Genomic DNA, 24,647 nt, shown 5'->3' with positions numbered 1-24,647 from the left:
TTAACATGCCTAAAGCTTTTTTTGTAGAGCTTAAGGATTTTTTTGCATGCACATTTATGAGTGAGCAAAGAATATTACAGAGAATTACACTATAGAAAGAATAATGGAGGCAGGAGAGTTAAATGAAGAATAAAGGTCTAAAGAGAATGTTGTTGTTATCTATTATGGTTGTTGTCATCGCTGCACTTGCAGTCGGTTGTGGTTCGAAAAATAATACAAATACAGAATCGTCAGAGGGAGCTGCTCCAGAGGCTGCAAAAGAAGTTACCTCATTGTCGCTCGGTTTATTACCCTCGATTGATGCTATTCCTTTTATCATCGCACATGAACAAGGTTTCGATAAAAACCACGGTGTGGATCTGGACATCCAGACGTTTAAAAGCGCCAAAGATCGGGATGTAGCTTTTCAAGCAGGCAAGCTGGATGGTCTAAGTGCTGACCTGGTTGCGATCTCCATTTACAATGAGGCTGGACTGGATGTGAAGATCACCAGTACAACTTTTGGGGAATTTGATTTACTGACTGGAAATGAATCGATTCAGGATGTGAAGGATTTGAAGGGAAAAACCGTGATTTTGTCCAAAAATACCTCCACACAATATACAGTGGCCATGATGCTGAAACAAGCAGGTCTGACCGAAGCTGATATTACAGTGACAGAGGTTCCACAGATTCCGACCCGTTTAGAATTGCTTAAGAATAATAAGGCGGATGCGGCAATTTTGCCAGAACCTTTTGTAACGATGGGCAAAACCTCAGGCCTGCGTGTACTGAGCTCAACGCTAACTGCGGGAGTAAATCCGTTCGTATTAGCTTTCCCGCAAACTGCAATTGATGCCAAAGCAGAAGCTATCCGCAGTATGTATGCTGCATATGATGAAGCAGTAGCTTATATGAAATCCCATGAGCAATCTGAATATATCGATCTTGTAATCAAAGAAGTAGGATATCCAGAGACATTAAAAGATGAGATCAAAGTACCGGATTATGTACCAGCTTATCAAGTGGATGTGAAGGAAGTAGAGGCTGCATTTGCTTGGGCACGGGAAAAAGGTTTGCTCAGCAAAAATATCTCGGCTGAAGATGTGATTTCTGATGTCCAATTCAAGAAATAAAGGACTCGCCATAAAGGATCTGAAAGTAGAATATAAGAGCGGACAATTAGCCTTAGGTCAGGTGGATTTATCTTTGCCGGAACATGGGATCTACACCATTATCGGACCCTCCGGCAGCGGGAAATCTACTTTATTACGGGCGATTGCGGGCTTGCTGCCTAGTTATCAGGGACAAATTCTTTTTAATGAGAAATCTGTGCACGAAAAAGAAACGTTAATTGGACTGGTGCCGCAGAACTACGGGCTTCTTCCTTGGAAGACTGTACATGATAATATTCAAATCGCAATGAAGATTACGCATACGGCAAGTTCATCCAAGCATGAACGGGAGACGCAGATTAAGCAGTGGCTTTCGTCGATGGGGATCTCTGATTTAGCAGAACGTTATCCCTTATCCCTCAGTGGAGGCCAGCAGCAAAGAGTAGCGATTGCCAGAGCTTTTGCCATTTTGCCTACTATTCTGTTGCTGGACGAGCCATTCTCTGCACTCGATGCGATAACAAGGGAAACGCTGCAGGTCCTCTTTTTAGAGAACTGGATGGCTAACCCGACGACTACATTATTTGTCACTCATGATGTGGAAGAAGCGATTCTGCTGGGGCAAAAGATTATCGTCATGCCGTCCAACAAAGAAACTACACCTGAAATTATTGATAATCATTTGGTGTTTCATATGAAGCATGAGGATAAGCGGGACAGTGTGGATTTCTTTGAGCAGACTAAGCGGATTAGAAAGGTAATGCAGGAGATATGGTAAACAAACGTCGACTTCATCATCTAGTAAGGCTGCTATTTGTATTTGTCTGTATGAATGTAGTCTGGTATATCGCATTTTTACTTATGAACCATTCGATTTTGCCAAGTCCCTTTGCTGTATATAAGGCGATGTTTCAGTTAGGGGCGCAGGATATTGCTATAAATGTAGGGTATAGCTTGTTCAGAATTTTTGCAGGTGTGGTACTGGCGTTAATTATTGGACTGCTTATAGGTCTTCTAATGGGACGTTCATTGACCTGGAACAAACTGCTGGACCCTGTGGTTTACTTGACGTATCCTGTTCCCAAAATTGCCCTGCTTCCAGTAGTGATGCTGTTCTTCGGGCTTGGGGAGACGTCCAAAATCCTAATGATCATGCTGATTTTATTGTTTCAGATCATCATTTCGGTAAGGGATGGGGTTAAGGCTATTCCGGACAATACCTATGATGTCTTAACTAGTATAGGTGCCAGCGCTGTGCAGAAGTTCTGGCATGTGACACTGCCGGGTGCATTGTCAGTAATTCTGAGTACGATTCGTATTTCGCTTGGAACGGCGATATCTGTACTGTTTTTTACGGAGATCTATGGAACAGAGCACGGTATGGGATTTTTCATCATGGATGCGTGGTTAAGATTAGATTATCCGGAGATGTATGCCGGAATTATGTTGTTCAGCTTGGTCGGTTTTATTCTCTTCTTGCTTGTTGATTTTCTTGATTACAAGTTTATGAAGTGGCGGAACTAAATTTAGTTGGAGATTGAACTATAGCTTTCCTTTGCCTGAGTTTAGGCAAGGGGGAGCTTTTTTTATATGATTTTTTGGGGGCAATACAATTAATTTTAGTTTCATTATTATTTGAATGGAAAAATAAAACAGTAAAATAAATGAAGAAAAAAATGAAAATTAAACTTACTTAGGGCTGTAAACCCCCGTTTATTTTAGAAAAATATAAAGATGGTGAGATGGAAAGAGGGAATTTGTTTTAAAAAAACTAATAAATTTCTTAATTTCTTGCAAAACTATTGGAAATTATATTCATAAAAGTATAAAAAGGTTTAGTTTAATTTATTTACAACCAGATTTTAGTATGGTATTTTATCAATGGAAACGGATTCATTTAGGTTTTGTGAAATGATTTTAAGTTATTACGAATGGAAGGATCTGTTCACTTCATAAAAATGAAAACGCTAATAAAAAGTTGGAGGGAATTATCTTTGAATAAATATGGACGGAAGCTATGGCTTACGGTGCTGATTTTCGTGATTGTGATTGGCGGGCTGACGTATTATTGGGCTTCTAAGGGCGAAAACCCAGCAACACTGTCTCAGGAGTCTGCCAAAGAAGCAACGGGTGAAGCGGGAAAGGAAACTCTTCCAACGGCGACAGCAGCTAACACAAGTAGTGGAACCGCATATACGTTGACTGTGGATACGGGGAATCCGGGAGCTAAGATCAGCCCGATGTTGTACGGAGCCTTTTTCGAAGAGATTAATCATGCGGGAGATGGAGGGCTATATGCAGAGCTGATTTCCAATCGTTCCTTTGAGGATAGTTCGGTCACACTGTTTAATTGGTGGATGGATGAAAAAGAAGGGAGTAAAGGGAAGCTTGCTCTGACCAGCAGTAAGCTTTTGAACGATGCTCAGACCCAGGCAATGGCTTTAACAGTATCATCAGCTGCCGAGGGTGGTTCGGTATCTGCTGTGAATAATGGTTACTGGGGGATTGCTTTGACGAAGGATGCCAGTTACAAGTTGTCTTTCTATGCGCGGCCAGAGCCAGGGGACAATATGCCACTGCGTATAACGTTAGAGAGCCCAGATGGCAAAGAGCTATATGCTGAACAGACCGTTGATAAGTTAAAAGAAGGATGGCATCCATATACATACACACTGACTTCTACAGGTACTGTAGCAAACGCACGAATTGTAATCTCTGCTGCCAATGTAGGGACTGTTTATCTCGATATGGTGTCTTTGTTTCCTGAGACTTGGAACAACAGGGAGAATGGGCTTCGCATCGATTTGGCTGAAAAGGTAGCTGCGATGAAACCCGCATTCGTTCGTTTTCCGGGGGGATGTTTTGTGGAAGGGAAAACGCCAACTGATGCTTATCAATGGAAGAACACCATTGGTCCGATTGAAACGCGTCCCGGTCATAAGGGATATTGGGATTACCGCTCCTCAGACGGGCTGGGCTTCCACGAATATCTGCAATGGGCCGAAGATCTGAAAGCGGAACCATTATATGTAGCTTATATCGGGATTTCACATAACGGAGATCCTATAGCCAAGCAGAATACCGTTCCAGTCAGTGAAATTCAGCCATGGATACAAGATGCGCTGGACGCCATTGAATATGCAAACGGACCGGTTACTAGCAAATGGGGGGCACAAAGAGCCGCCAATGGTCATCCGGAGCCTTTTAATATGAAATATGTAGAGATTGGTAACGAAAACAATTTCCAGATGAGTGAATATATTAAGCGTTATGGCTTGTTTTATAAAGCAATTAAAGAGAAGTATCCAGAGATTCATCTCATTGCCAATGCGGCAGTTGAAGGTGAGCCTATCGAGATGGTTGATGAGCATTACTATGAAACCTCTGAATGGTTCCTCAGCAACTCGAACAGATACGATACTTATGACCGGAGTGGTCCTGAGATTTATGTTGGTGAGTATGCGGTAACCAAGGGTGCCGGAGAAGGCAATCTGAACGCTGCAATCGGCGAGGCCGCTTTTATGATGGGCATGGAACGGAATTCTGATATCGTAAAAATGTCCTCTTATGCCCCGTTGTTTGTGAATACGAAGGATCGTACTTGGAACCCGGACGCTATTGTGTTTGATTCATCGACTAGCTACGGAACACCTTCTTATCATGTGCAGCAGATGTTCGGAAGCAATAAGGGGGATGTAGTTCTTCCAACCTCACTTGTGGCTCTAGGTCAAGAAGAAACCTCCGGTAAGCAATCCATTCAAGGTGGAATTGGTTTGGGGACTTGGGCCACCCAGGTAGAGTACAGCGATGTACGAGTAGCGAAAGGTGATGACGTTCTTTTTGAAGATCATTTCAAGAAGGATTCCGGAGCTTGGACTCTAAACAATGGGGACTGGGAACAATCCAAGGGTACTTTTAAGCAGACTTCTAATGATATTGATATTCGTGCAGTTGCCGGTGAGGCTTCATGGAGTGATTATACACTTTCTCTTAAGGCGAAAAAGACTGGCGGAGCAGAAGGTATGCTCATTATGTTCGGCTCTAAAGATGAAGGCAACTTCTATTGGTGGAATCTTGGCGGCTGGGGAAATACGCAGAGCGCGATTGAAAAATCAGTAGGTGGAACAAGAGCAGTCATCGGAAGAACGGTTCCTGTAAGGATTGAGACTGGGAAATTGTACGATATCCGCATTGAATTATCAGGTGCTAATATCCGGCTCTATCTCGACGATGAGCTTATACAAGAGGTGAACGATGAAAGCCCAGCAGGGCCGCTGTTCCAAACTGCGAGCCGTGATCTTGCCACAGGTGAGCTGATCGTTAAAGTCGTTAATGCGGGTGACACTGCTCAGCGCACGGATGTTTCTTTTACCGGACTTGCCACATCAAGCCTGGAAGGAACAGCTACCGTACTTCAGTCGGACGATTTAAATGCTGAGAATAGCTTCGCTGAACCTGACAAGGTGGCACCTGTAACTCAAAAGGTAAGTGTAGACAAAGGTAGTCTGGAGTTTGAATTCCCGAAATATTCCGTGACCGTGTTAAGACTAAAGGAAGGGGGGAAATAGCCGGTCACGGAGGGAGGTTCACTCCTTCACTATAAACAAGCATTTATTTGTTCAATTTAAGAGGGAGGTTAGGTTATGATTTCGCAAAGAAAAACGAGCAGTTTAGTCGTATGTATGGTAATGGTTTTTGTGCTTATTCTGTCAGCCTGTAGCAGCGCTGGAAGCTCAACGACGAATAAAAATGCAGCTAACAACGGGAAAACGAACACTGGAAAAACCAATAATGCTAGTGAGCCAACCAATGCAACAGCTACTGAGGGCACGGAAGCAACAGATCCTGCCAACGACCTGCCAAGCAAAGATATTCAAGGTGAGGTTACCGTTTGGGCCTTTAATGAAAAAGTGTTCGAGGAAGTCGGCGCTGCATTTATGGCTGAATATCCTGGAATCAAGTTGAAGACGGTATTTATGCCCTTTGGCGACCTGCATGACAAGCTGCAAACGACAATCGCCGCAGGTAGCGGGGCACCGGACGTAGCAGAAGTGGAAATGTACCAGTTGAATCGTTATATGGCGGGCAATGTGCTGGAGAATCTTTTGGAAGAGCCTTATAACGCTGGAAAATATAAAGATCTGGTTGCTCCATATAACTGGGAACGTTGGATGACACCGGACAGCTCACAGCTGCTTGGTATGCCTTGGGATATGACACCGGGGGTTTATTACTACCGTGCAGACATTTTTGAAGAGCTTGGATTGCCAAGTGATCCTGCTGAGCTTGGTGAATACATGCAAGATGAAGAGAATCTCTTGAACCTGGCTCAAATTTTGAAAGCTAACGGTAAATATTTCATGGAGTGGAGCGATGGCCCGATCGTATGGGCAGGAGATGAAGTCGGCTACTTTGATAAGGATATGAACTGGACACGTAATACGGACAAAATGGTGAAAGTTCTTGATATTACAAAACGTGGACAACAGCTGGGCTGGGCACCTCATATCGGTTATGGCTCAGACGAAGGTAAACAGCTAGTTCTGAAAGGTGATTTAGTTGGTGTCGTATCGGGTTCATTTGGAGCGCGCGGACTTCAGGAAACATTCCCTGAGCTTGCCGGAAAATGGAAGGTAACCCGTTTGCCAATAGGAATTAACGTGGGAATGGGCGGCTCAAGCTTTGTTATCCCTTCGCAAAGCAAAAATAAAGAAGCGGCATGGGCTTACATTCAGTGGAGCATGAGAAGTGAAAATGCTTGGAAAATTTGGGCAAAACATTCCATTCAGCCGGGTTACAAGGATATTTCCAGTCTTGATTGGTACGCAAACACTAAAAATGAATATCTGGGTGGGCAAGAGGAATTTAAACTATATGAGCAATTAAGCAACGATATTCCAGTCAAACACCTTACACCAGTAGATAACAAGGGCTGGGAAATCTTTATAGCGGCGATCGGTGATGCACTGGCTAAGAACACAGATTCCAAGACGGCTATTCAAAAAATTGGTGATGATGTCTTGAAGCAAGCTTCCAAAGAAATTGCTGCCTTTAAAAAGGCAATAGGAATGCAGCCGTAAGGAAATCTAATAACAGGAGGGGCAGCCTGCAATTGCCAGAGCTGCCCTGCTTGTATTCACTTAAGTCCGAGAGGCCCGTAAAGATGGGAGGAGACCGATGCGTGTTACGCATACTGCGAAAATATAAGATTAGTTTGTTGTTACTGGTACTTTTAGGAGTCTCCCTAATGTGGTGGAATCAATCACGAGGGTTTGATAATTCAGCGATGGAGGGCGTCCCCGTTTATGCGGATGTTGATGAAAGCTCTATTTTAGAAAGCGATAGTGTGAATTCAAAACTCGAAGCCTCTTACTTAAGCTATTACGAGGAAAAACAGCAGGATGGAGCAAAGGACTCATCGGATTTTACGCTTGCTATTCCTTCGGAGGATTATACGGCCATTAGTGCTGAAGGTACAGAGGTAATGACGGATCTTGGTGGAAAACCCGGCAAGGTACTAGCGCTTAAAGCAGAGGATAGCTGGGTGGAATATACATTTACGGTTCCGGCAGATGGGTTATATCAGATGGGGATGGAGTATTATGCCCTTCCTGGTAAACGATCCTCGATCATTCGAAGCGTAAAGATTGATGGGGAGTATTTATTCTCTCAAGTAAAAAAATGGAATTCCAGCGGATGTGGAAAGAAAGTGCAGAGCCATGGCTGGACAATCAAGGGAATGAGTTTAATCCCAAGCGGGAAGAGGTAACAGGCTGGCAATATCGGGAGTTTAGAGATGCTGAGGCCAGAACTGCGGATCCCTTTCGCTTTTATCTGACCAAAGGGGAGCATACGGTGAAGCTGGAAGCCATCCGGGAACCGGCTGCACTTAGTGAACTGAGAATATTTTCTCCAGAACCGCTCCCGACTTATGCGGAAGTGAAGCAGGAGTATGAGAATAAGGGTTACAAGCCTGTTCAGAATCAAGTGATCAAAATTCAGGCAGAAGAATCCTCCCTTCGTTCAGATCCAACGCTGAAGCGGATCGAGGACCGGGAGCCACTCACCGAACCTTTTAACAAAGATGCTATTGTGCTTAATAGTTTTGGGGGTGTCGGGTGGCGTACGGGTGGACAATGGGCGGAATGGGATTTCGAGATTCCTGAGACAGGGCTCTATAATATCGCAATTCGTTACGGCCAGTGGTTCCTAAACGGGATACCGGTGGAACGCCGGATTATGATTGATGGCGAGGTACCGTTCCAAGAGCTGAATGCCTTGAAATTCCCTTACAAAGCGGAATGGCAAGTAAACAAGCTGGGAAATGAGGACGGAGAATACTTCTTTTATCTCGAACAAGGCAAGCATACGTTGCGGATGGAAGTTCAAGTATCGGGTGTAGGCGGAATGATTGAAGCTGTGCTGAACACTACACATAAAATGTCTCTTTTGGGACGTGAAATCACGCAGGTAACGGGAACGAACCCCGATCCAAACGGGGATTGGCAGCTGGAGCAGAACATTCCTAATCTTGTGCCACGTTTACATTTGATGGCGCGGACGTTGGATGATGCTGTGCAGGATATGTATGCTTTTGGCGTTGCGGATGGAAGCTCTGAGCTGAGTACGCTTTATGAAGCACGTGATCGGTTCCTGGAAATGGCGAAGGATACCTCAAGTATTCCAGGTCGTCTTCAGCAATTTACGGATCTGCAGTCATCGCTTGGCTTATGGGTCAACGGATTAATGAAGCAGAGTATTGTAATGGACTATATTGAAGTGAAGTCGGAAGATCAGCCATGGCCTAAAGACGCGGCTCCTTGGTATACCCGTGTAGGGACGATGACGTATGACTTCTTTAGTTCTTTTACAAAGGATTACAGCGGCATAGGGAATACGTACAAAAATGAAAAGGTGCTGGATGTCTGGATCTCTCGTGGACGTGATTGGGCGGAGATCATTAAGCAAATGGTGGATGAGGACTTTACACCAAACACGGGCATCAAGGTGAACGTCAATATTATTCCTACGCTTGCAGCGGATCAGAAGCAGATTCTGTTATTAGCCAATACTGCCGGACTTGCTCCCGATGTGGCACTGGGGGTTGAGGGTGAAGTGCCGATTGACTTCGCGGTGCGGAATTCACTCGTGAATCTGAATGAATTCTCAGATTATCAAGAGGTTGCTGAACGTTTCAGAGCGGGTGCACTGATTCCTTATAAGTATGATAACGGAGACTTCGCATTGCCGGAGAATCAGAACTTCACGATGCTCTTTTACCGGAAAGATATTATGGCACAGCTGGGCATTAGCGAGAAGGATATTCCGAATACGTGGCAAGAGGTTATGGAACTGATTCCTGTGCTGCAACAAAACGGGATGGACTTCTATTATCCACATGCCCCGAACAATCCGAGTCTAGCCATTAATGAGTTTGCGCCGTTCTTATTCCAGTATGGTGGAGATTTCTATAAGAATAATGGGATGTTGTCTGATCTGGATTCACCAGAAGCACTGACAGCTATGAAAATGTGGACGGGACTCTTTACGAACTACAAGCTGCAGAAACAAGCGGATTTCTATAACCGTTTCCGTTCTGGAGAGATGCCAATCGGCGTTGCTGATTATTCCACATACATTCTGTTATCTACTGCCGCACCTGAATTGACAGGCTGGTGGGGCATGAAACCAATGCCGGGTATTGAACAAGCCGATGGACAGATTAACCGTTCTACAGGCGGGCTTGCACAGACAGGAATTATTTTTAAGGATACGGATATGAAAGAAGAGTCTTGGGAGTTCATGAAATGGTGGACCAGTGCGGATGCACAGGAGAACTTCGGCTCAGAGCTTGAGTCTTTGCTGGGTGTTGAAGCTCGTTGGAATACAGCCAATGTTGAAGCACTCAAACGTCTGCCGTGGCAGCAAGAAGATATCGACGCCATTATGGAACAGTGGGAGTGGTTTAAAGAGCGCGAAGTGGTGCTTGGAGGATATTACACGACCCGGCATATCGCCAACATCTGGAATGAAATTGTGCTCAACGGTAAATTCCCGCGGGAGGCGATGGAGCAAGGTGTGCGTGAAATCAATAAAGAGCTTAGTAAGAAACGCGAAGAGTTCGGAATTGAAACTTCCCAGACTTCAAGCGCTAAAGAGGAAGGAGGTCAGAAATGAGTAGTGAAATAATTACACCGGCACAGAACGAAGCCGTACAGATGCAGCCGACGAAAACTCCCGGGAAATGGGCGCAGCTTTGGTTGGATATCAAGAAAAATAAAGTTTCCTATTATTTCTTGGCCCCTTTCCTGATTCTGTTCACCGTTTTTACTATTGTTCCTATTATCATGTCCGTCGTTTTAAGCTTCAGCTATTACAACATTATTGAGACACCGAGATTCATTGGCTTCTCTAACTATAAGCTGTTGTTTGTAGACGATGATATCTTTCTTAAAGCTGTTGGGATTACGCTGAAATTTGCCATTATTACAGGTCCGATAGGTTATATTATGGCCTTCTTGCTGGCCTGGCTGATTAGCCAGATTCCGCAGAAGTTCCGCTTTTTCTATACCCTATGCTACTATGTGCCATCGATTACAAGTGCAGTAGCAATGTCCGTGGTTTGGTTGTATTTGTTCGCCGGCGACCGCAAGGGGTTGCTCAATCACTGGCTCATTCAGCTGGGGATTATCAATGAACCTTATTTATTTCTACAAAATGTAGATTCGATCGTACCGGTGATCATCATAGTTTCCTTATGGATGAGTATGGGGGTAGGTTTCCTTGCTTTTCTGGCCGGACTTCAAAATGTACCGACAGATTTATATGAAGCTGGCTCAATTGATGGGGTCAAGTACCGCTGGCAGGAGCTATGGTACATTACGATTCCATGCGTCAAACCGCAGCTGTTATTCGGTGCGGTGATGCAGGTGGTCGGTTCGCTTACCGTATTTGACGTCAGTATGCGGCTTGTTGGATTTCCGAGTCCCCTTTATGCAGGCCATACGATTATGGCGCATCTGTTCGACTACGCATTTATCCGCTTTGAGATGGGATATGCGTCAGCGATTGCTGTATTACTGTTCGCTTTGATGCTTGGGCTCAACCGTCTCATCTTCAAAGTGCTGGGGAGGGATTAGGATGCACAAAATAAATTTACGGCGTATTGACTATGGCGGCATCTTTTTATATCTGTTCTTAACGGTGTTTGGCCTAATTATGCTGCTGCCACTTGTCTATATGGCAGTGACTGCTTTAAAACCAACAAGCGAACTATTCCTGTTCCCACCGCGGTTTTTCGTAGTGAATCCGACGTTGGTGAACTTTCGTGATTTGCTGTTAATTACCGGAACTTCGGCGGTGCCGTTCTCACGGTTTATTTTCAATAGCGTGGTCGTTACATCGGGGATTGTGGTCGGGGGTGTCTTAATTTCAGCAATGGCGGCTTATCCGCTTGCCAAGCACAATATGCCATTTAAAAGCGCTATCTTTAGTATGATTGTGGCGGCGCTGATGTTTTCACCCTTAGTATTGCAAATACCGCAATATCTGCTGATTAGCCGCAGCGGATTAATGAATTCGTATTTTGCAATGATCTTACCTTATCTGGCTGCACCGATGGGAATGTTTCTTATGACCCAGTTCCTGCGGCAGCTTCCAGACGCTTTATTAGAGGCGGCCCGCATAGACGGGGCTTCAGAATGGAAGGTATTCTGGGTGGTTGTGATGCCAATGCTTAAACCGGCGATTTCGACTTTTGCTTTATTTAGCTTCATTTCTGCTTGGAATGATCCGTATCCTTCAATGGTCTATACGACTGTTCAGGAAATGAAGACATTGCCGCTTGCCATCCAAACCATCAGTGGTGGAGCCGGAGTCGTTGCTAGGGTAGGTACTTTGGCGGCAGCAAGCTTCTTGATGATTCTCCCGACTATTCTTGTCTTTATATTAACGCAGCGGATGGTGCTTCAGACAATGGCCCATTCGGGGCTGAAGGAATAGGGGGAGTCATGATGATAAGACGTAATATGAAAAAAATGCTGCTAACAGGGCTACTGGTGACGCTGACACTGCCAGTGCTGCTGCTTCCAGGGCAGGCGCTAGCTGGCGAAGCCCCGTATGAGGGGTATACGTGGAATCAGTCCGGCAATGAGGTCCGCTCGATTAATGGTTATCTCTACGATTCTTCTATCGATCCAACAGGAACAGATACGGGGTCCTTCAAAAATCCGGAATCTCTCTTTATTAGTGATGACGATTCACTCTACGTAGTAGACACGGGCAATAGCCGTATTGTTCATATGGATAAGGACGGTCGTCTGCTAAATCTGATCGGTGATGCGGAAGGCAGCGGCAAGCTGCAGGAGCCGAAGGGTGTATTCGTGAAAGAGGATGGAACGGTATATGTAGCAGATACAAAAAACGCGCGTATTGCTATTTTTGATAAAAATGGCAAGTTCGTAAAAGAGTTTCTAAAACCGGATAGCCCATTACTGGGTGCTAATTTCTCTTATTCTCCTTCTAAATTAGTTGTAGATAAGCGTGATTATATGTATGTGGTGAGCGATGGTAACACGCAGGGGTTGCTGCAAATTGACTCGGGCGGTAAGTTCAAGGGGTTCTATGGAGCGAACCATGTAGGCTTCTCCTGGACACGACTCTTAATTAAGCTGGTGGCCACCAAAGAGCAGCAGAACCAGCTGGCGACCGTTAAACCTTCTGAGTTCTCCAACGTGGATCTGGATGAAGAAGGATTTATCTACAGCACAACCCTGGGCGAAGAGTATAACCAGATCAAACGGTTATCTCCGGTAGGCGTAGATACGCTGAACATTGGTAAACACTGGTATGGCGATTATTACTCCGAGGGTCCATTCAGTATGGCTTCCTTTATGGGGATCAGTATTGATAAGAACGGATTTATAACCGCGCTGGATTTGCAGTCCAGTAAAGTCTTTCAATATGACAAGCTGGGGAATTTGTTATTCAGCTTCGGCGGGATTGGGGATCAGAATGGACTCTTCGTGACTCCTTCCGCCGTAGATCAAACCGCTGATGGTTTGATCTATGTAGTGGATAAAGGACGGGGCAGAATCGATCGCTTCCGGACCACGCCGTTTGCGGATTTGGTTCATCAGGCATCTTTGCTATATGTAGATGGCAGCTATGACGAAGCGCAATCCTTATGGCAAGAGGTGCTGCGATTGAACGCCAATTATGATATGGCTTATCAGGCTATTGGCAAAGCGCTTTATAAAGCAGAGCAATATAAGGAATCTATGAGCTATTTCAAGCTTTCAAATTCCAAAGCTGACTATTCATCCGCTTTCCGCGAATATCGTAAATTGTATATCCGGGAGCACTTTACTTATTTCTTCGCCGGCGGAATTGGACTGTTCTTAGTACTGTTCTGGAGTGCGCCGAGATTATACCGGAGATTCCATGCCTGGCTGTATAGAGGAAACAAGGCAGTTTTGGACCCGGCAAAGGGGGAGATTGGATGAACACTTTGCGAATGATTCATCAGGTTGTAGTTCATCCTTATCAGTTCTATAACGATATTCAAGGAAAGCAGCGTATCCGCTGGATACAGGGGATTGCCATCGTTCTACTGACCTTTGTGGCACGAATGATCTCGATTCTGATTACAGGGTATGCTTTTCAAACTAGAGAGCCGCATGAAATCTCTATGTTTCATGAGTTTATTTGGCTTATCGTTCCTTGGTTGACCTGGTGTATTTCGAACTGGGGTGTCAGTACGATTATGGATGGTGAGGGGAAATTTAAAGAGATTTTTGTGGGTAGTGCCTTTGCGCTTGTTCCATACATGCTCTTTATCATCCCAGTCACACTGCTAACGTTGGTCCTTTCGCTGGATGAGGCTTCAACCTTCAATCTGCTGCACAAGTTTGTGATTCTATGGGTGGCTTGGTTGATTTTAATGAAGGTGAAGATCCTGCATGATTTTGAGATTCGCAAGGTTATTTTTATCACCATAATCAGTGTAATAGGGATCGCCATTCTCTGGTTTGTAGGCATTTTGCTGTTTGGTATTTCCAATCAATTTGTTTCATTTATTGTCGATCTGCTCAAAGAGTTGAGATTGCGCGCGTAAGGAGGGAAAGGTAACACGATGAGAAAAAAAGTTAAAGTGCGGGGCATTCTCTGTATTGTTGTGATGATGCTGTTCGCAGTGATAAATGTTCAACCCCTACACAGTTCCGCCGATCCGTCTACCGCTGCGCAGTCTGTTCAGACTGAAGAAAGCAAAGAGGTTGGGCAAGAGGAAACATCGGTGGTGACTGAACCAGCTGAAGGGCAGGCCACTGCTGTGCAAGAAAAGGAGACCACGGCTCCGGCAGAAGAGCAGGCTCCAGCAGCTGTAGCAGCACTTGTTCAGAAGGTTGAGCTGCAGCCGGTCACGCCTGGAACAAAAGCACTGGAGAACGAACGCTATATTTTATATGTAGATGAGAAATCGGGGAATCTTCGCATCACAGACAAAATCACAAACAAGGAGTGGCTTGGATCTCCACAGCTGGAGCGAACAGCCATGCCAAATATTAAGAAATACACGACCGCGCCGATTTATGCCAGATACACACAGGGGGCTGATATTACACAGGTCTACCCACTTAAAGATGAAGACTCCACGGTTACCGTAACGATTGAGCAAGATGTCGTCCGCGCGGAGTTTGCTTTTATTAGCCTGAAGCTTTCTTTTGCTCTGGAGTACAGACTGACTGCTAATGGATTTGAGGCTTCCATTCCACAGGAGTATTTGAAGGAAGAGGGGAATGCGAAATTCACGAGTCTGGAGGTGCTGCCATTTTTTCATGCGGCTAGAGAAGATGCAGAGGGGGCAATGATGCTTCCAGATGGTTCAGGGGCATTGCTGGAGTTTCGGAAAGATCATCCCGCTTATTTGAAAGGTTATTCTGAATACATTTACGGCGGGGACGAAACCTTCGTGAAACAAAATCATGAAATTACGGATAACTCTTGGCAAAAGGCGGCACCTCTTAAAAAAGCTATCGCTTTGCCAGTGTTTGGAATCTATCAGGGAGACACAGGATATTTAGCAATTGTTACTAAGGGAGATACCGACGCTAAAATCAACGGTGTTCCATCAGGCATTCGCGCTATTTCGCTTTATAGAGCATCAAGTGAATTTACCCTGCGCAAGGATGATGTTATTTTTGTCGGCAATTCCGGCCAAATTCCTTATTATCAGGGTGAGATGATCAAAACCGATCGTAGCGTACGTTATGTTCTGCTCCAAGGTGAGGAAGCCAACTACGTTGGGATGGCGAAGGAATACCGTAATTACTTAATGGAAGAGAAAAAGGTCAAGGAAGTAGTTCTTGAGAACACGCCATTGTATCTTCAAGTGCTCGGTGGGATTTCACGTGATGAAGTCATCGGTTCAACTTTTATAGAAGCAGCTACGTTTAAACAAATCAAGGACATGATTGATCAATATCAGGCAGAGGGTGTTACTCAGCTAGAGATTACGATCGAGGGATGGTCCAAAAATGGTTTATACGGAAACCAGCCAGAACAATTCCCTGTTGAGAAGAAGCTGGGAGGCAAAAAGGGACTTAAAGAGCTTCAGGAATATGCCGCAGGCAAGGGCGTAAATCTTTATTTGAAAGCTAACTACGTGAAACCTTTCCAAGATAGCAACGGCGTGAAGGCAAGCAGAGATGCTGTGCGCGGTATTAATCGTGAAGTCTTGAAGCAGTACGTCTATTATCTCTCTACCCGGTGGAATACGGATGATTATTTCTATTTAATGAAACCTAGTGTTATCGCAAAACGCAGTAATGCTGAGTTAAGCAAGTTTCAGGATCTGGGTGTGAAGGGTGTACAGTTTGAACACTTTGGAAGCTTGCTATACTCCGATGAGGATAATAAATCCAATACGGACCGCCAGCTTACAGAAGATACTTATGTTAATGCATTGGATAACTTCCGTAAGGGTGAGCTTAACACGGCAGTAGATTATGGTTTTGCCTATACATTAGGACATGTGAACCGGATTGATCAGGTGCCGCTCGACTCCAGTCAATTTGTCTATACAGATCGGGCGATTCCTTTTTATCAACTAGTGTTACACGGCTTAGTGCCTTATACAGCAAGCCCGGTTAATCTGTACGATGATTCCCGTAACCAAACCTTACGGGCGCTGGAATATGGAGCCCTTCCAAGTTATGAATTAACCTATGCTCCGACTAGCGATCTTCAGAGAACCATGGCAGACCGGCTGTTCAGCTCTAGTCTTGAGAACTGGCTGGCACCTTCTGTGCAGAATTATCTCGCATTGAAAGAGGTCTATGACAGCATTAGCAACCAGCAAATGACGAATCATGAGCAGCTGCAAAGTAAGGTCTTTCGGACGACTTATGCAAACGGTGTGAGCATTATAGTCAACTATAATGAGCAGTCCGTTGACGTGTCTGGTCAGACCGTCGAGGCATTCAGCTATGCGGTAACAGGAGGATGATGAAGTGAAAAAATCAAAGCTATCGATGCGAGCGCGTTATTTCGTTGAAGGATATTCCTTCATCGGCCTGTGGCTGGTCGGATTTCTGGTGTTTATGGCTGTTCCGCTGGGCCGTTCCTTGTATTATTCCTTTCAGGATCTCCAAGTGAGCAAAGGCGGCTTACTGGCCACTTTTGTTGGGATGGAGCATTATCGCGCCGCTTTTACTACAGATGTTAATTTCTTGCCTCTGCTCAAATCGACGATGGTGTCGACGGTGACTCAGGTTCCGTTAATTCTTATCTTTTCGCTCTTTTGTGCGATTCTGCTAAATCGCGGACTCGTAGGAAAAACCTTTTTCCGTGGCGTATTCTTTTTGCCGGTCATCATTGCTTCAGGGGCGATTCTGGGCAAATTGATGGATCAGGGTGCCGCAAATTTACCAATTTTTTATAATCAGGATTTATATGATAAGCTCCATAACTTTATCCCCGGCGACATTTTGAAGTCATTGCTGAAATATGCAGAATCTTTAACGCTGGTGATGTGGGATTCTGGCGTGCAAATTCTGATTTTTCTAGCGGGGTTACAGACGATTTCTGTTTCACTGTATGAAGCGGCCAAATGTGATGGAGCAACCGCGTGGGAGAGCTTTTGGAAAATCACCTTCCCGATGATTATGCCGATGATGCTCGTAAACACATTGTTTAGTATCGTCAGCTCATTCACGAAGGCAGATAATCAAATCATGAGTCATATTTTGAATGTCGTCTTTAAGAATAATGATTTTGGATATGGCTCAGCGATGGGCTGGATTTATTTTGTATTTATTTTCTTGGTTCTGGGTTTGGTCTTCCTGTTATTCAGCAAGTCGCTCGGTGCCACCGAAGGGAGGAAGTAGAAGATGTTGAAGGAATCCGTAAAGCAGGTTCGGACAACGAACATGGAACATCTGACAACTCGTCTAAAAGCAAGCGGCAGGCTGGACAGGGTCGTGAAACGTTCGCTTCAGGTGCTGAATATCGCTTTTTATTACTTGGTTATTCTCAGCTTAACGTTCGTATTCCTATATCCCTTGTTATACATGGTATCCAAATCCATGATGCAAGTAACAGACGTGGCCGATGCCACAGTGCAATGGCTTCCGAAAAAGATTAGTTTTGGCAACTATTTTCTGGCATGGGATTCGCTTAAATTCTGGGCCGGGTTCGCAAATAGTGCGATTATTTCCTTCGGGAGTGCGGTTCTGCAAATCTTAAGCTGTTCCTTAATCGGTTATGGTTTTGCCAGATACCGTTTTCCAGGCTACGCAGTGTGTTTCGTTCTGCTGCTGTTTACTTTTCTAGTTCCACCGCAGACGATTGTTGTGCCACTGTATTTGTTCTTTAGTGACTTGGGGTGGATTAATACACATTTGCCGTTTGTGGTTCCTTCTATGTTTGGGCACGGGTTGAAGGGGGCATTATTCGTACTGATCTTTATTCAGTTCTATCGCGGCATGCCTAAAGTGTTGGAGGAAGCAGCACGTATCGACGGTGCAGGCGCATTCAGAACGTACTGGAAAATCATGTTTCCTATCGCCAAGCCGGCAATGCTGATCGTATTCTTGTTCTCTGTGGTATGGCACTGGAATGACAGCTTTGAACCGAATACGTATTTAACAACACCGGATTTCTATAATCTGTCGCAGCGATTAGCGATGTTTTATGGTTCCAATAATCAGGCAGCGGAGACGATGTCGCAAATGACTTCGGGTTCTATTGGGATGGCCCCAACTGGACTGAATCAGGTTATGGCAGCGTGTATTCTAACCATTCTGCCAATTCTGATTCTGTATTTGTTCGTACAGCGTCATTTTGTAGAAAGTGTGGAACGCTCCGGTATTGCCGGGGAATAACTTTATTTACTAAAAACCAGCAAGCTCCCTGTGTGGAGGCTTGCTGGTTTTATTTTTAGGTAAAGGGTCTTCAAATTAGTATATCAATTCGGTTAAGATGGATAAGTATTCGATAAACTGTATTAGAAATACACATCCAAACCAAGGGAGTCAGACGATGAATAAACGCACATCGGGATTTGAGCACAGCACAGTATCCATTGCTGAGAAGAAAGTTACTTGGCTGGAGCTATTTTATGATCTGCTTTTTGTAGCAGCAGTTTCAAAAGCGAGCCATGTCCTATTGCATGTAGAGGCGGGTACAATTCCACTTGAATACTTATCCAAATTTATCTTAATATTTATTCCGATCTGGTGGGCTTGGGTAGGGCAATCGCTTTTTGTGAATCGGTTTGGGCAAGATATCTTTTCACATCGGATATTCTTGATTCTACAATTATTTTTTGTATTAATAATGACGGCGAGCTTATCGGTTAACTTTGATCAATATTATATGCCATTCTTAATAGGTTATGTTGGTTTAAGAGCTATGACAGCCATTCAATATCTTACGATAAATAAGAATGAAGCGGCTGATAGAAAGGGCACTGCCCGGTATTTGGGAAGCAGATTTTGGATTGGATTAGTGATCTCTTCTTTATCACTTTTCTTTGACTCTTGGATGCGTTATGTAGTTTTGTATGCGGGAATTACTGTAGACATTCTGCTTCCATTAGTAGGCCGGAAATACTTGGTAAAAAGTCCGATCAATACTCATCATTTATTGGAACGCTTCTCGTTGTTTACACTTATTCTGCTTGGGGAATCAGTGGTCAGTATCCTTGCGGTTTTACAGTCTAGCCACTGGACGTGGCAATCTATTGTATTTGCATTATTAACTTTTCTATTAATTATAGCTATGTGGTGGCAATATTTTGATAATGTTGAAAAGAAAGTGGATAAGACTATAGAGACTGCCGGGCAAACCATAATTTACGGGCATTTATTTATTTATGTATCCTTGAGTATGATTGCAGCTTCGATCCAACTGTTATTTTTAGATCAATTAAATTATATATTTATGGTGTGTTTTGTTTTTGGATCGGTCCTGCTCTACTTCTTTTCTACCTCACTGGTCTTCCATAAATATAGACGTATACAGCAACGGTTAGGGATATTCCATTTGGCGTTGTTATTAGGTTTACTTGGTGTTTTTTTCGCAGTAGATTTGTTGTTCCTTATACCTAATTACCTGATCATTGGTGAAATGATGTTATTTTTTGTGGTATATGCAAAATTAACGACGTAAGCTTGTTGTGCCGAAGCTGAATAAGAAAACAAGAAGGAAGCTGATCCGTGTGATCGGCTTACTTCTTGTTTTAGATCCCATGAAATATAATCTATCTAGTTACGATCGAACGGGGAGGCTTATTTCATAATATGTATAAGATTGTATTTTTTGATGTGGACGGTACTCTAAAGAGTGAAATTGATAGAAGTATCCCACTTAGCACGATAGAAGCAATTGAGAAGTTGATAGAGAGAGGAATTAAAGTCGTAGTTGCAACAGGGAGACCGCATAACTTATGTGAAGAGTTCAAGTCTATGGGCATTGATACCTTTATTTCTGCTAACGGTGCGCTTATCAAATGTAAGGATAACGTTATCTATAAATCAACGCTTTCAACAGAAACCGTGCGGGAACTCTCGGCTTTTGCTGAGTTGAACGGACATGGCATGTCCTATTTCACCGAATTTTTAACTATGAACGGAATAGGTTCCGAGGATGAGCGCGTTATGAAGGCATTAAAGGAGACTTTGAGTCTTACACAATATCCCGAAAAATTGAGCGCTCTGCCAGAGGAGGTTTACTGTATATGCTTGTATGCGGACGAAAATGAAGCGCAAAAATTCCAAGATAGATTTCCTGAATTACGGTTCGAACGTTTTCACGGATACGTTATGAATGTGCTTGAAGAAACAAAAGTTTCTAAATCAACGGCGATTAAACAAGTGCTGGATTATCTGAGTATTAGCAAGTCAGAGGCTATCGCGTTTGGTGACGGTGGGAATGATATCGACATGTTGGAGTATGTGGGGTTGGGAATTGCGATGGGAAACGGAGCGGAACAGTTAAAACAAAAAGCCGATTTTGTTACAAAAAAAGCAAGTGAAGACGGGATAGCCTACGCATTAAAGAAATTTGGTGTCATTTAAGCTTGCAGCAAACGAGTTGAAGAAAAATTAATAGCGATCATTTGTACAAATCTAACAGCGACAGCCCAAGACTTTATCAGTCTATGGCTGCGGCTGCTTTATGGATTGTGTGGTATCCACACATAGAACTGCATGTGATTCCTGGTTCTTACTGCCCTAGAAGAGCCGGCACAATAAATCGGCCGAAAACATTTGCAGGAGAGCCTTTTTTGTACTTATCCGCGGTGATAACGGCAACCAGCTCGTAAGCAGGAACTACAATGATATGCTGCCCTTTAAAGCCGAGTGCAAAATAATAAGGGATCTCGTTGGGCTGTTGCTCTGAACCTGCATTGAATTGGGATACCCACCAATGCCAGCCGTAGAATCCTTTTTGCGGATGATTGGCTTCAACGTAAGGGCGGGTAGATTGCTGAATTGTATCTGAAAAAAGGATCTGCTGATCCTTCCAGCGTCCCTCTTGCAAATAAAGTAAGCCGAATTTCAGCATATCCTCCGGCTTCAGATGAAGTCCGAACCCACCGGTATGTATGCCTTGCGGATCGCTCTCCCAGTGATAGCTTTGAATGCCAAGTGGTTGAAACAGCTGATCTTCGGCAAATTCTGCAACCGCCTGTCCAGCACAATCACGCAGGATTGCGGACAAGAGCTGAGAGGAGCCTGAGTTATAAGTCATCACGGTTCCTGGTGTATGAGCTAATGGCTGTGCAAGCACAAATTTTATCCAGTCTGCGGTTTTAGTCATGGCCGGAAAAGAATTCTGCCCACCAAACTCTGTCCAGTTAAAGCCTCCGGTCATCGTTAATAAGTGTTCGATAGTGATCTCTCTTTTACGTGGGTCACGATCTTCTTTTAATGAAGGAAAAAATAAAGAAATAGGTGTGTCTGGAGGTGGAATCATTTGTTTATCTATGGCTATGCAAACTAAGGCGGAGAGTACGCTTTTGGTGCACGAGTTGATTTTGCCAAGCTCTTCAGCAATTTGTGGATCGCGGTAATGCTCCAGTATGGGTTCTCCATGTTGAATGATCAAACAACTGCGAATGTCTAGGTTAGTAATACCGTCAATAAGCGGCTGAAGGTTCCAGTCAGTAATGTCGGTGACCCCCTTTCTAGATGAATTATAGCTGCAACTGTTTACCATTATAGCTCACATCACAAAAATGTCGTAATTTCCTGTCGTTAAATAATTATGGAAAATACAAGAAAATATCTGTATAATAATATGAATCACGTGTTAGAGGAGGATGAATTCTTTTGAAAAGCAATAGTACTCTTTTTGTTCATCAAACAGCTAAAACGGTATTAATCACTTCCGTTGCACTCGCGTTACTCTTACCCCCTGGCTTAGCCGCAGCCGATTCTATATCTGTTAGCAGCAACACTTCCGTAACGCAGGTTAGTACGCAATCAGCGGCTCCAGCTACGACTACGAAATCTGAGGCTGATCCTGCAAAAGTGAAATTCACGCAGGAGCAAGCCATTGCAAAGTTAAAAGAACTATTCCCATCTCTAAAAGATGCAACTGTAAACAATGTTCAACTGGGATCTAACCAAAGCTACCCAGCTCCAGCAAATCAAATGATCTGGCATATTCAGTGGCAGGTTCAAGAAGGGAATATGGGATATGGTTTTAGCAGTGAGGTAGACGCCATTAATGGTGATATCATCAACACCTATCTCTCATTCTCCCAGGAGAAGAACGAATCCTATTATCCACCGAAAGTATCGCAGACTCAGGCATTGGAGATCGCCAAGACTTTTGTGGCTAAGGCAGCCTCATCGGTTAAGAGCAGTGAGCTGCAATTAAATGAGAATGTTGGTTATAGTTATTTTTCGGAATCATTATTCGGTCCTGTTCAATATGGATATAACTTCAGTATTCTGAAAAATGGTATTCCTTCTGGATCGGACAGCATTAACATAGTTGTGGATGGTAACGGAACTGTAACGCAATTCTCTAAGTCTTCTCAAGGGCTTGAGTACCCGTCTGCACAGCCCAAGATTACCTTGGAGCAAGCACAGAAGCAATTTGCGGAACAGTTTGATGTGGGCCTATTTTACATTCCTATTTATAAGAACGGAAAACCTAACAACTGGATCCTAGGCTGGCGTCCAATAGATCAGTCTCTATATCCTATCGATGCATTAACGGGCAAGCGGATAGATTATGAAGGAAAAGAATCCGTATCCACCTCAGTCGTGTATTCAGAAGTAGCGAAGAGCAAGGATGTTTTTCAGGCAAGAAGTTCTAGTACAGAGCTTTCTGCAAAAGAAGCAGCACAGCTTGTAGAGAAGGTTGCTTATATCCCGGCAGATCGTAAATTGATCTCGCAAACCTTGAGAAATGACTATCAGGATTCAGATCGGAAAATCTGGCAGCTATACTGGGGCAGTAATGGAAATGATCGTTACATTGGTGCTGGCTTTCCAGAACAATCCTCTGCCGAGATCGATGCAAAGACCGGTGAAGTATTGCAGTACCAGGTTCAAGCTTATGGTGCTATTCAGGATAAGAAGAAGGAAGAGCCGGCACCTGCTGGAGGTAAGAAGCTTAGTGAGGCTGAAGCGAAGGTGAAAGCGCTTAGTATAATTAATAGTCTATATCCTCAGGCGAGCCAGAAGCTAAAGCTGGTAGAATACGGGGATAATTCGAGTTTGACTTCAGACGGATCAGGATATGGATACCAGTTTATTAGATATCATCAAGGAATTCCTGTGAGTGACAGCACCATTACGGTAAGCTTGGATCTTTACGGCAGACTGACTTCTTACATGGGGAATCGGATAAGCGGTATCGATGGAATCACATTATCGCCTGATGCAACAATTTCCAAGAAAGAAGCGCTCGAAAGTTATAAACCTAAATATCAGACTAAACTGAAGTATACTCAGGTTGGCGGATACAATACTTATAGTAACTATGTCGCACCGAAGGTGAAGCTGGTATATGATACAACCTTTGATGAATCTAATGGATTGAATCAGGTTTTGGATGCAGCCACTGGAAAATGGGTTGCGGTGTATGATTACCTCGGTCAGCAAGATGCTCAACTATCTGCAACGGATATCAAAGGTCATGCAGCAGAGCGGGAATTATCAGAATTGGTAAACCACCATGTGATTACACCGGATGCCGAAGGCAAAGTGAACCCGGATCAAGAAATAACTGTCGGTGATTGGTTATCCTATCTTGCCAAAGCTTCTAGTCCAAATTTCACCAATTATTATAATAATAATGAACGAAAAACTGTGGCAGGCGTGAAGCCAGAGAATTCATATTATGATGCAGTTATTTTTGCAGCAGATCGTAAATGGATCAATAAGGATGAAAGCCTGCAAGTAGAGAGTAAGTTAACCCGGGAACAGCTTGCTGTTCATCTGGCTAATTTCTTGAAATACAATAAACTCACAGCTTATCTTGATAAAGATGTGACTGTAAGTCAGTTTAGTGATAGCTCAGCTATAAACAATAAAGGGGCCGTGGCTCTTGTTGTGAAATTGGGACTCTTAAAGGATGACAACGGCAAGTTTAATCCGCAGCAGAATGTAACAAAAGCGCTGGCGGCTTCGGTGATCATGAAGCTAGTGGAGCTGCAAGGAAAGACCGATCAGATCATTGGTCAATAAGTGTTAAAAAGACAGCCAGGCAGCGATTCTCCGACGATTGGAGAATCGCTGTTTGGTTTTTTAGTTTGCAGCGCGGCGGATTGACTAAAGCATCTCTATCTGGCAGATGCAGTTTCCAGTATTCTCTCAGCATTTTTTGTGCGCCGATTCTTGCTGGAATCCGCAAAATAACTGCATTCTATACAGCTATTTCTTATGCAAAAGGTGAATGTGTATCTTTAATTGCATTCTCTGCAACTAAAAACTAGAGAATTCACCTACTGGCGAGAAAAGCAAGAATATAAGTGTACGGAATACACTTATATCCTTTGGCCGAGTGATTTGATGCATTATAAGTGTACTAAAT

At 43.9% G+C, this 24,647-nt stretch carries 18 protein-coding genes; 17 read left to right on the top strand and 1 reads right to left on the bottom strand.

All coding sequences use genetic code 11. The annotated features are described in order from the left end of the window. Positions 1-122: 122 nt before the first annotated feature. The 16 genes from NYE58_RS29720 (at position 123) to NYE58_RS29645 (ending at position 20,671) form a co-directional block, all read left to right on the top strand. Positions 123-1,115 (top strand): ABC transporter substrate-binding protein, encoded by a 993-nt coding sequence (locus NYE58_RS29720; RefSeq protein WP_143761954.1) that lies wholly within the window; start codon positions 123-125, stop codon positions 1,113-1,115. Then, the gene (locus NYE58_RS29715; protein WP_341003741.1) at positions 1,096-1,872 is read left to right on the top strand and encodes an ABC transporter ATP-binding protein; all 777 of its coding nucleotides are present in this window, start codon (positions 1,096-1,098) and stop codon (positions 1,870-1,872) included. The genes NYE58_RS29720 and NYE58_RS29715 overlap by 20 nt, the downstream gene beginning before the upstream one ends. Before the next feature lie 50 nt (positions 1,873-1,922). Continuing rightward, positions 1,923-2,618, top strand: coding sequence for an ABC transporter permease (locus NYE58_RS29710; protein ID WP_076103733.1), 696 nt, complete (start codon positions 1,923-1,925; stop codon positions 2,616-2,618). A 470-nt stretch (positions 2,619-3,088) separates the two neighbouring features. Beyond that, the gene (locus tag NYE58_RS29705; RefSeq protein WP_179087485.1) at positions 3,089-5,662 is read left to right on the top strand and encodes an alpha-L-arabinofuranosidase C-terminal domain-containing protein; all 2,574 of its coding nucleotides are present in this window, start codon (positions 3,089-3,091) and stop codon (positions 5,660-5,662) included. A 75-nt stretch (positions 5,663-5,737) separates the two neighbouring features. After that, on the top strand, positions 5,738-7,174 hold the full coding sequence (locus NYE58_RS29700) for an ABC transporter substrate-binding protein (protein ID WP_341003740.1): 1,437 nt from the start codon (positions 5,738-5,740) through the stop codon (positions 7,172-7,174). A 167-nt stretch (positions 7,175-7,341) separates the two neighbouring features. Beyond that, complete coding sequence (locus NYE58_RS29695) at positions 7,342-7,863, top strand: hypothetical protein (RefSeq protein WP_341003739.1); 522 nt, start codon at positions 7,342-7,344, stop codon at positions 7,861-7,863. Then, on the top strand, positions 7,791-10,271 hold the full coding sequence (locus tag NYE58_RS29690) for an extracellular solute-binding protein (protein ID WP_341003738.1): 2,481 nt from the start codon (positions 7,791-7,793) through the stop codon (positions 10,269-10,271). Before NYE58_RS29695 ends, NYE58_RS29690 begins: the two co-directional genes overlap by 73 nt. Further along, positions 10,268-11,233 (top strand): carbohydrate ABC transporter permease, encoded by a 966-nt coding sequence (locus NYE58_RS29685; RefSeq protein ID WP_076129175.1) that lies wholly within the window; start codon positions 10,268-10,270, stop codon positions 11,231-11,233. Before NYE58_RS29690 ends, NYE58_RS29685 begins: the two co-directional genes overlap by 4 nt. Before the next feature lies 1 nt (position 11,234). Beyond that, the gene (locus NYE58_RS29680; protein ID WP_036679629.1) at positions 11,235-12,095 is read left to right on the top strand and encodes a carbohydrate ABC transporter permease; all 861 of its coding nucleotides are present in this window, start codon (positions 11,235-11,237) and stop codon (positions 12,093-12,095) included. 11 nt (positions 12,096-12,106) lie between these two features. Then, positions 12,107-13,597, top strand: a complete 1,491-nt coding sequence (locus NYE58_RS29675; RefSeq protein WP_076277617.1) for an NHL repeat-containing protein — start codon at positions 12,107-12,109, stop codon at positions 13,595-13,597. Further along, positions 13,594-14,208, top strand: a complete 615-nt coding sequence (locus NYE58_RS29670; protein ID WP_341003737.1) for a YIP1 family protein — start codon at positions 13,594-13,596, stop codon at positions 14,206-14,208. Before NYE58_RS29675 ends, NYE58_RS29670 begins: the two co-directional genes overlap by 4 nt. 18 nt (positions 14,209-14,226) lie before the next feature. Then, entirely contained in the window at positions 14,227-16,599 is a 2,373-nt protein-coding gene (locus NYE58_RS29665) for a DUF5696 domain-containing protein (protein WP_076277615.1), read from the top strand. A gap of 4 nt (positions 16,600-16,603) precedes the next feature. Beyond that, positions 16,604-17,479, top strand: coding sequence for a carbohydrate ABC transporter permease (locus NYE58_RS29660; RefSeq protein ID WP_081382489.1), 876 nt, complete (start codon positions 16,604-16,606; stop codon positions 17,477-17,479). 3 nt (positions 17,480-17,482) lie between these two features. Further along, positions 17,483-18,475: a carbohydrate ABC transporter permease gene (locus tag NYE58_RS29655; protein WP_081387615.1), complete on the top strand. Its 993-nt coding sequence runs from the start codon at positions 17,483-17,485 to the stop codon at positions 18,473-18,475. Between the two features lie 199 nt (positions 18,476-18,674). Continuing rightward, positions 18,675-19,763, top strand: coding sequence for a low temperature requirement protein A (locus NYE58_RS29650; protein WP_076220415.1), 1,089 nt, complete (start codon positions 18,675-18,677; stop codon positions 19,761-19,763). 131 nt (positions 19,764-19,894) lie between these two features. Further along, a complete protein-coding gene (locus NYE58_RS29645) occupies positions 19,895-20,671 on the top strand; it encodes a Cof-type HAD-IIB family hydrolase (protein WP_076277614.1) in 777 nt (258 codons plus the stop codon). A gap of 148 nt (positions 20,672-20,819) precedes the next feature. On the opposite strand, the gene NYE58_RS29640 is transcribed toward NYE58_RS29645, so the two are convergent. Continuing rightward, on the bottom strand, positions 20,820-21,815 hold the full coding sequence (locus tag NYE58_RS29640) for a serine hydrolase domain-containing protein (RefSeq protein ID WP_081387614.1): 996 nt from the start codon (positions 21,813-21,815) through the stop codon (positions 20,820-20,822). 113 nt (positions 21,816-21,928) lie between these two features. On the opposite strand from NYE58_RS29640, the gene NYE58_RS29635 reads away from it, so the two are divergent. Next, positions 21,929-24,301 (top strand): YcdB/YcdC domain-containing protein, encoded by a 2,373-nt coding sequence (locus tag NYE58_RS29635; RefSeq protein WP_341003736.1) that lies wholly within the window; start codon positions 21,929-21,931, stop codon positions 24,299-24,301. Positions 24,302-24,647 lie beyond the last annotated feature (346 nt).

The organism is Paenibacillus sp. FSL L8-0708, assembly GCF_038009325.1.
GTDB classification, from domain to species: domain Bacteria; phylum Bacillota; class Bacilli; order Paenibacillales; family Paenibacillaceae; genus Paenibacillus_AQ; species Paenibacillus_AQ odorifer.
The sequence above is the reverse complement of the archived record's forward strand: the minus strand, read 5'-3'. Positions and strand labels throughout refer to the sequence as shown.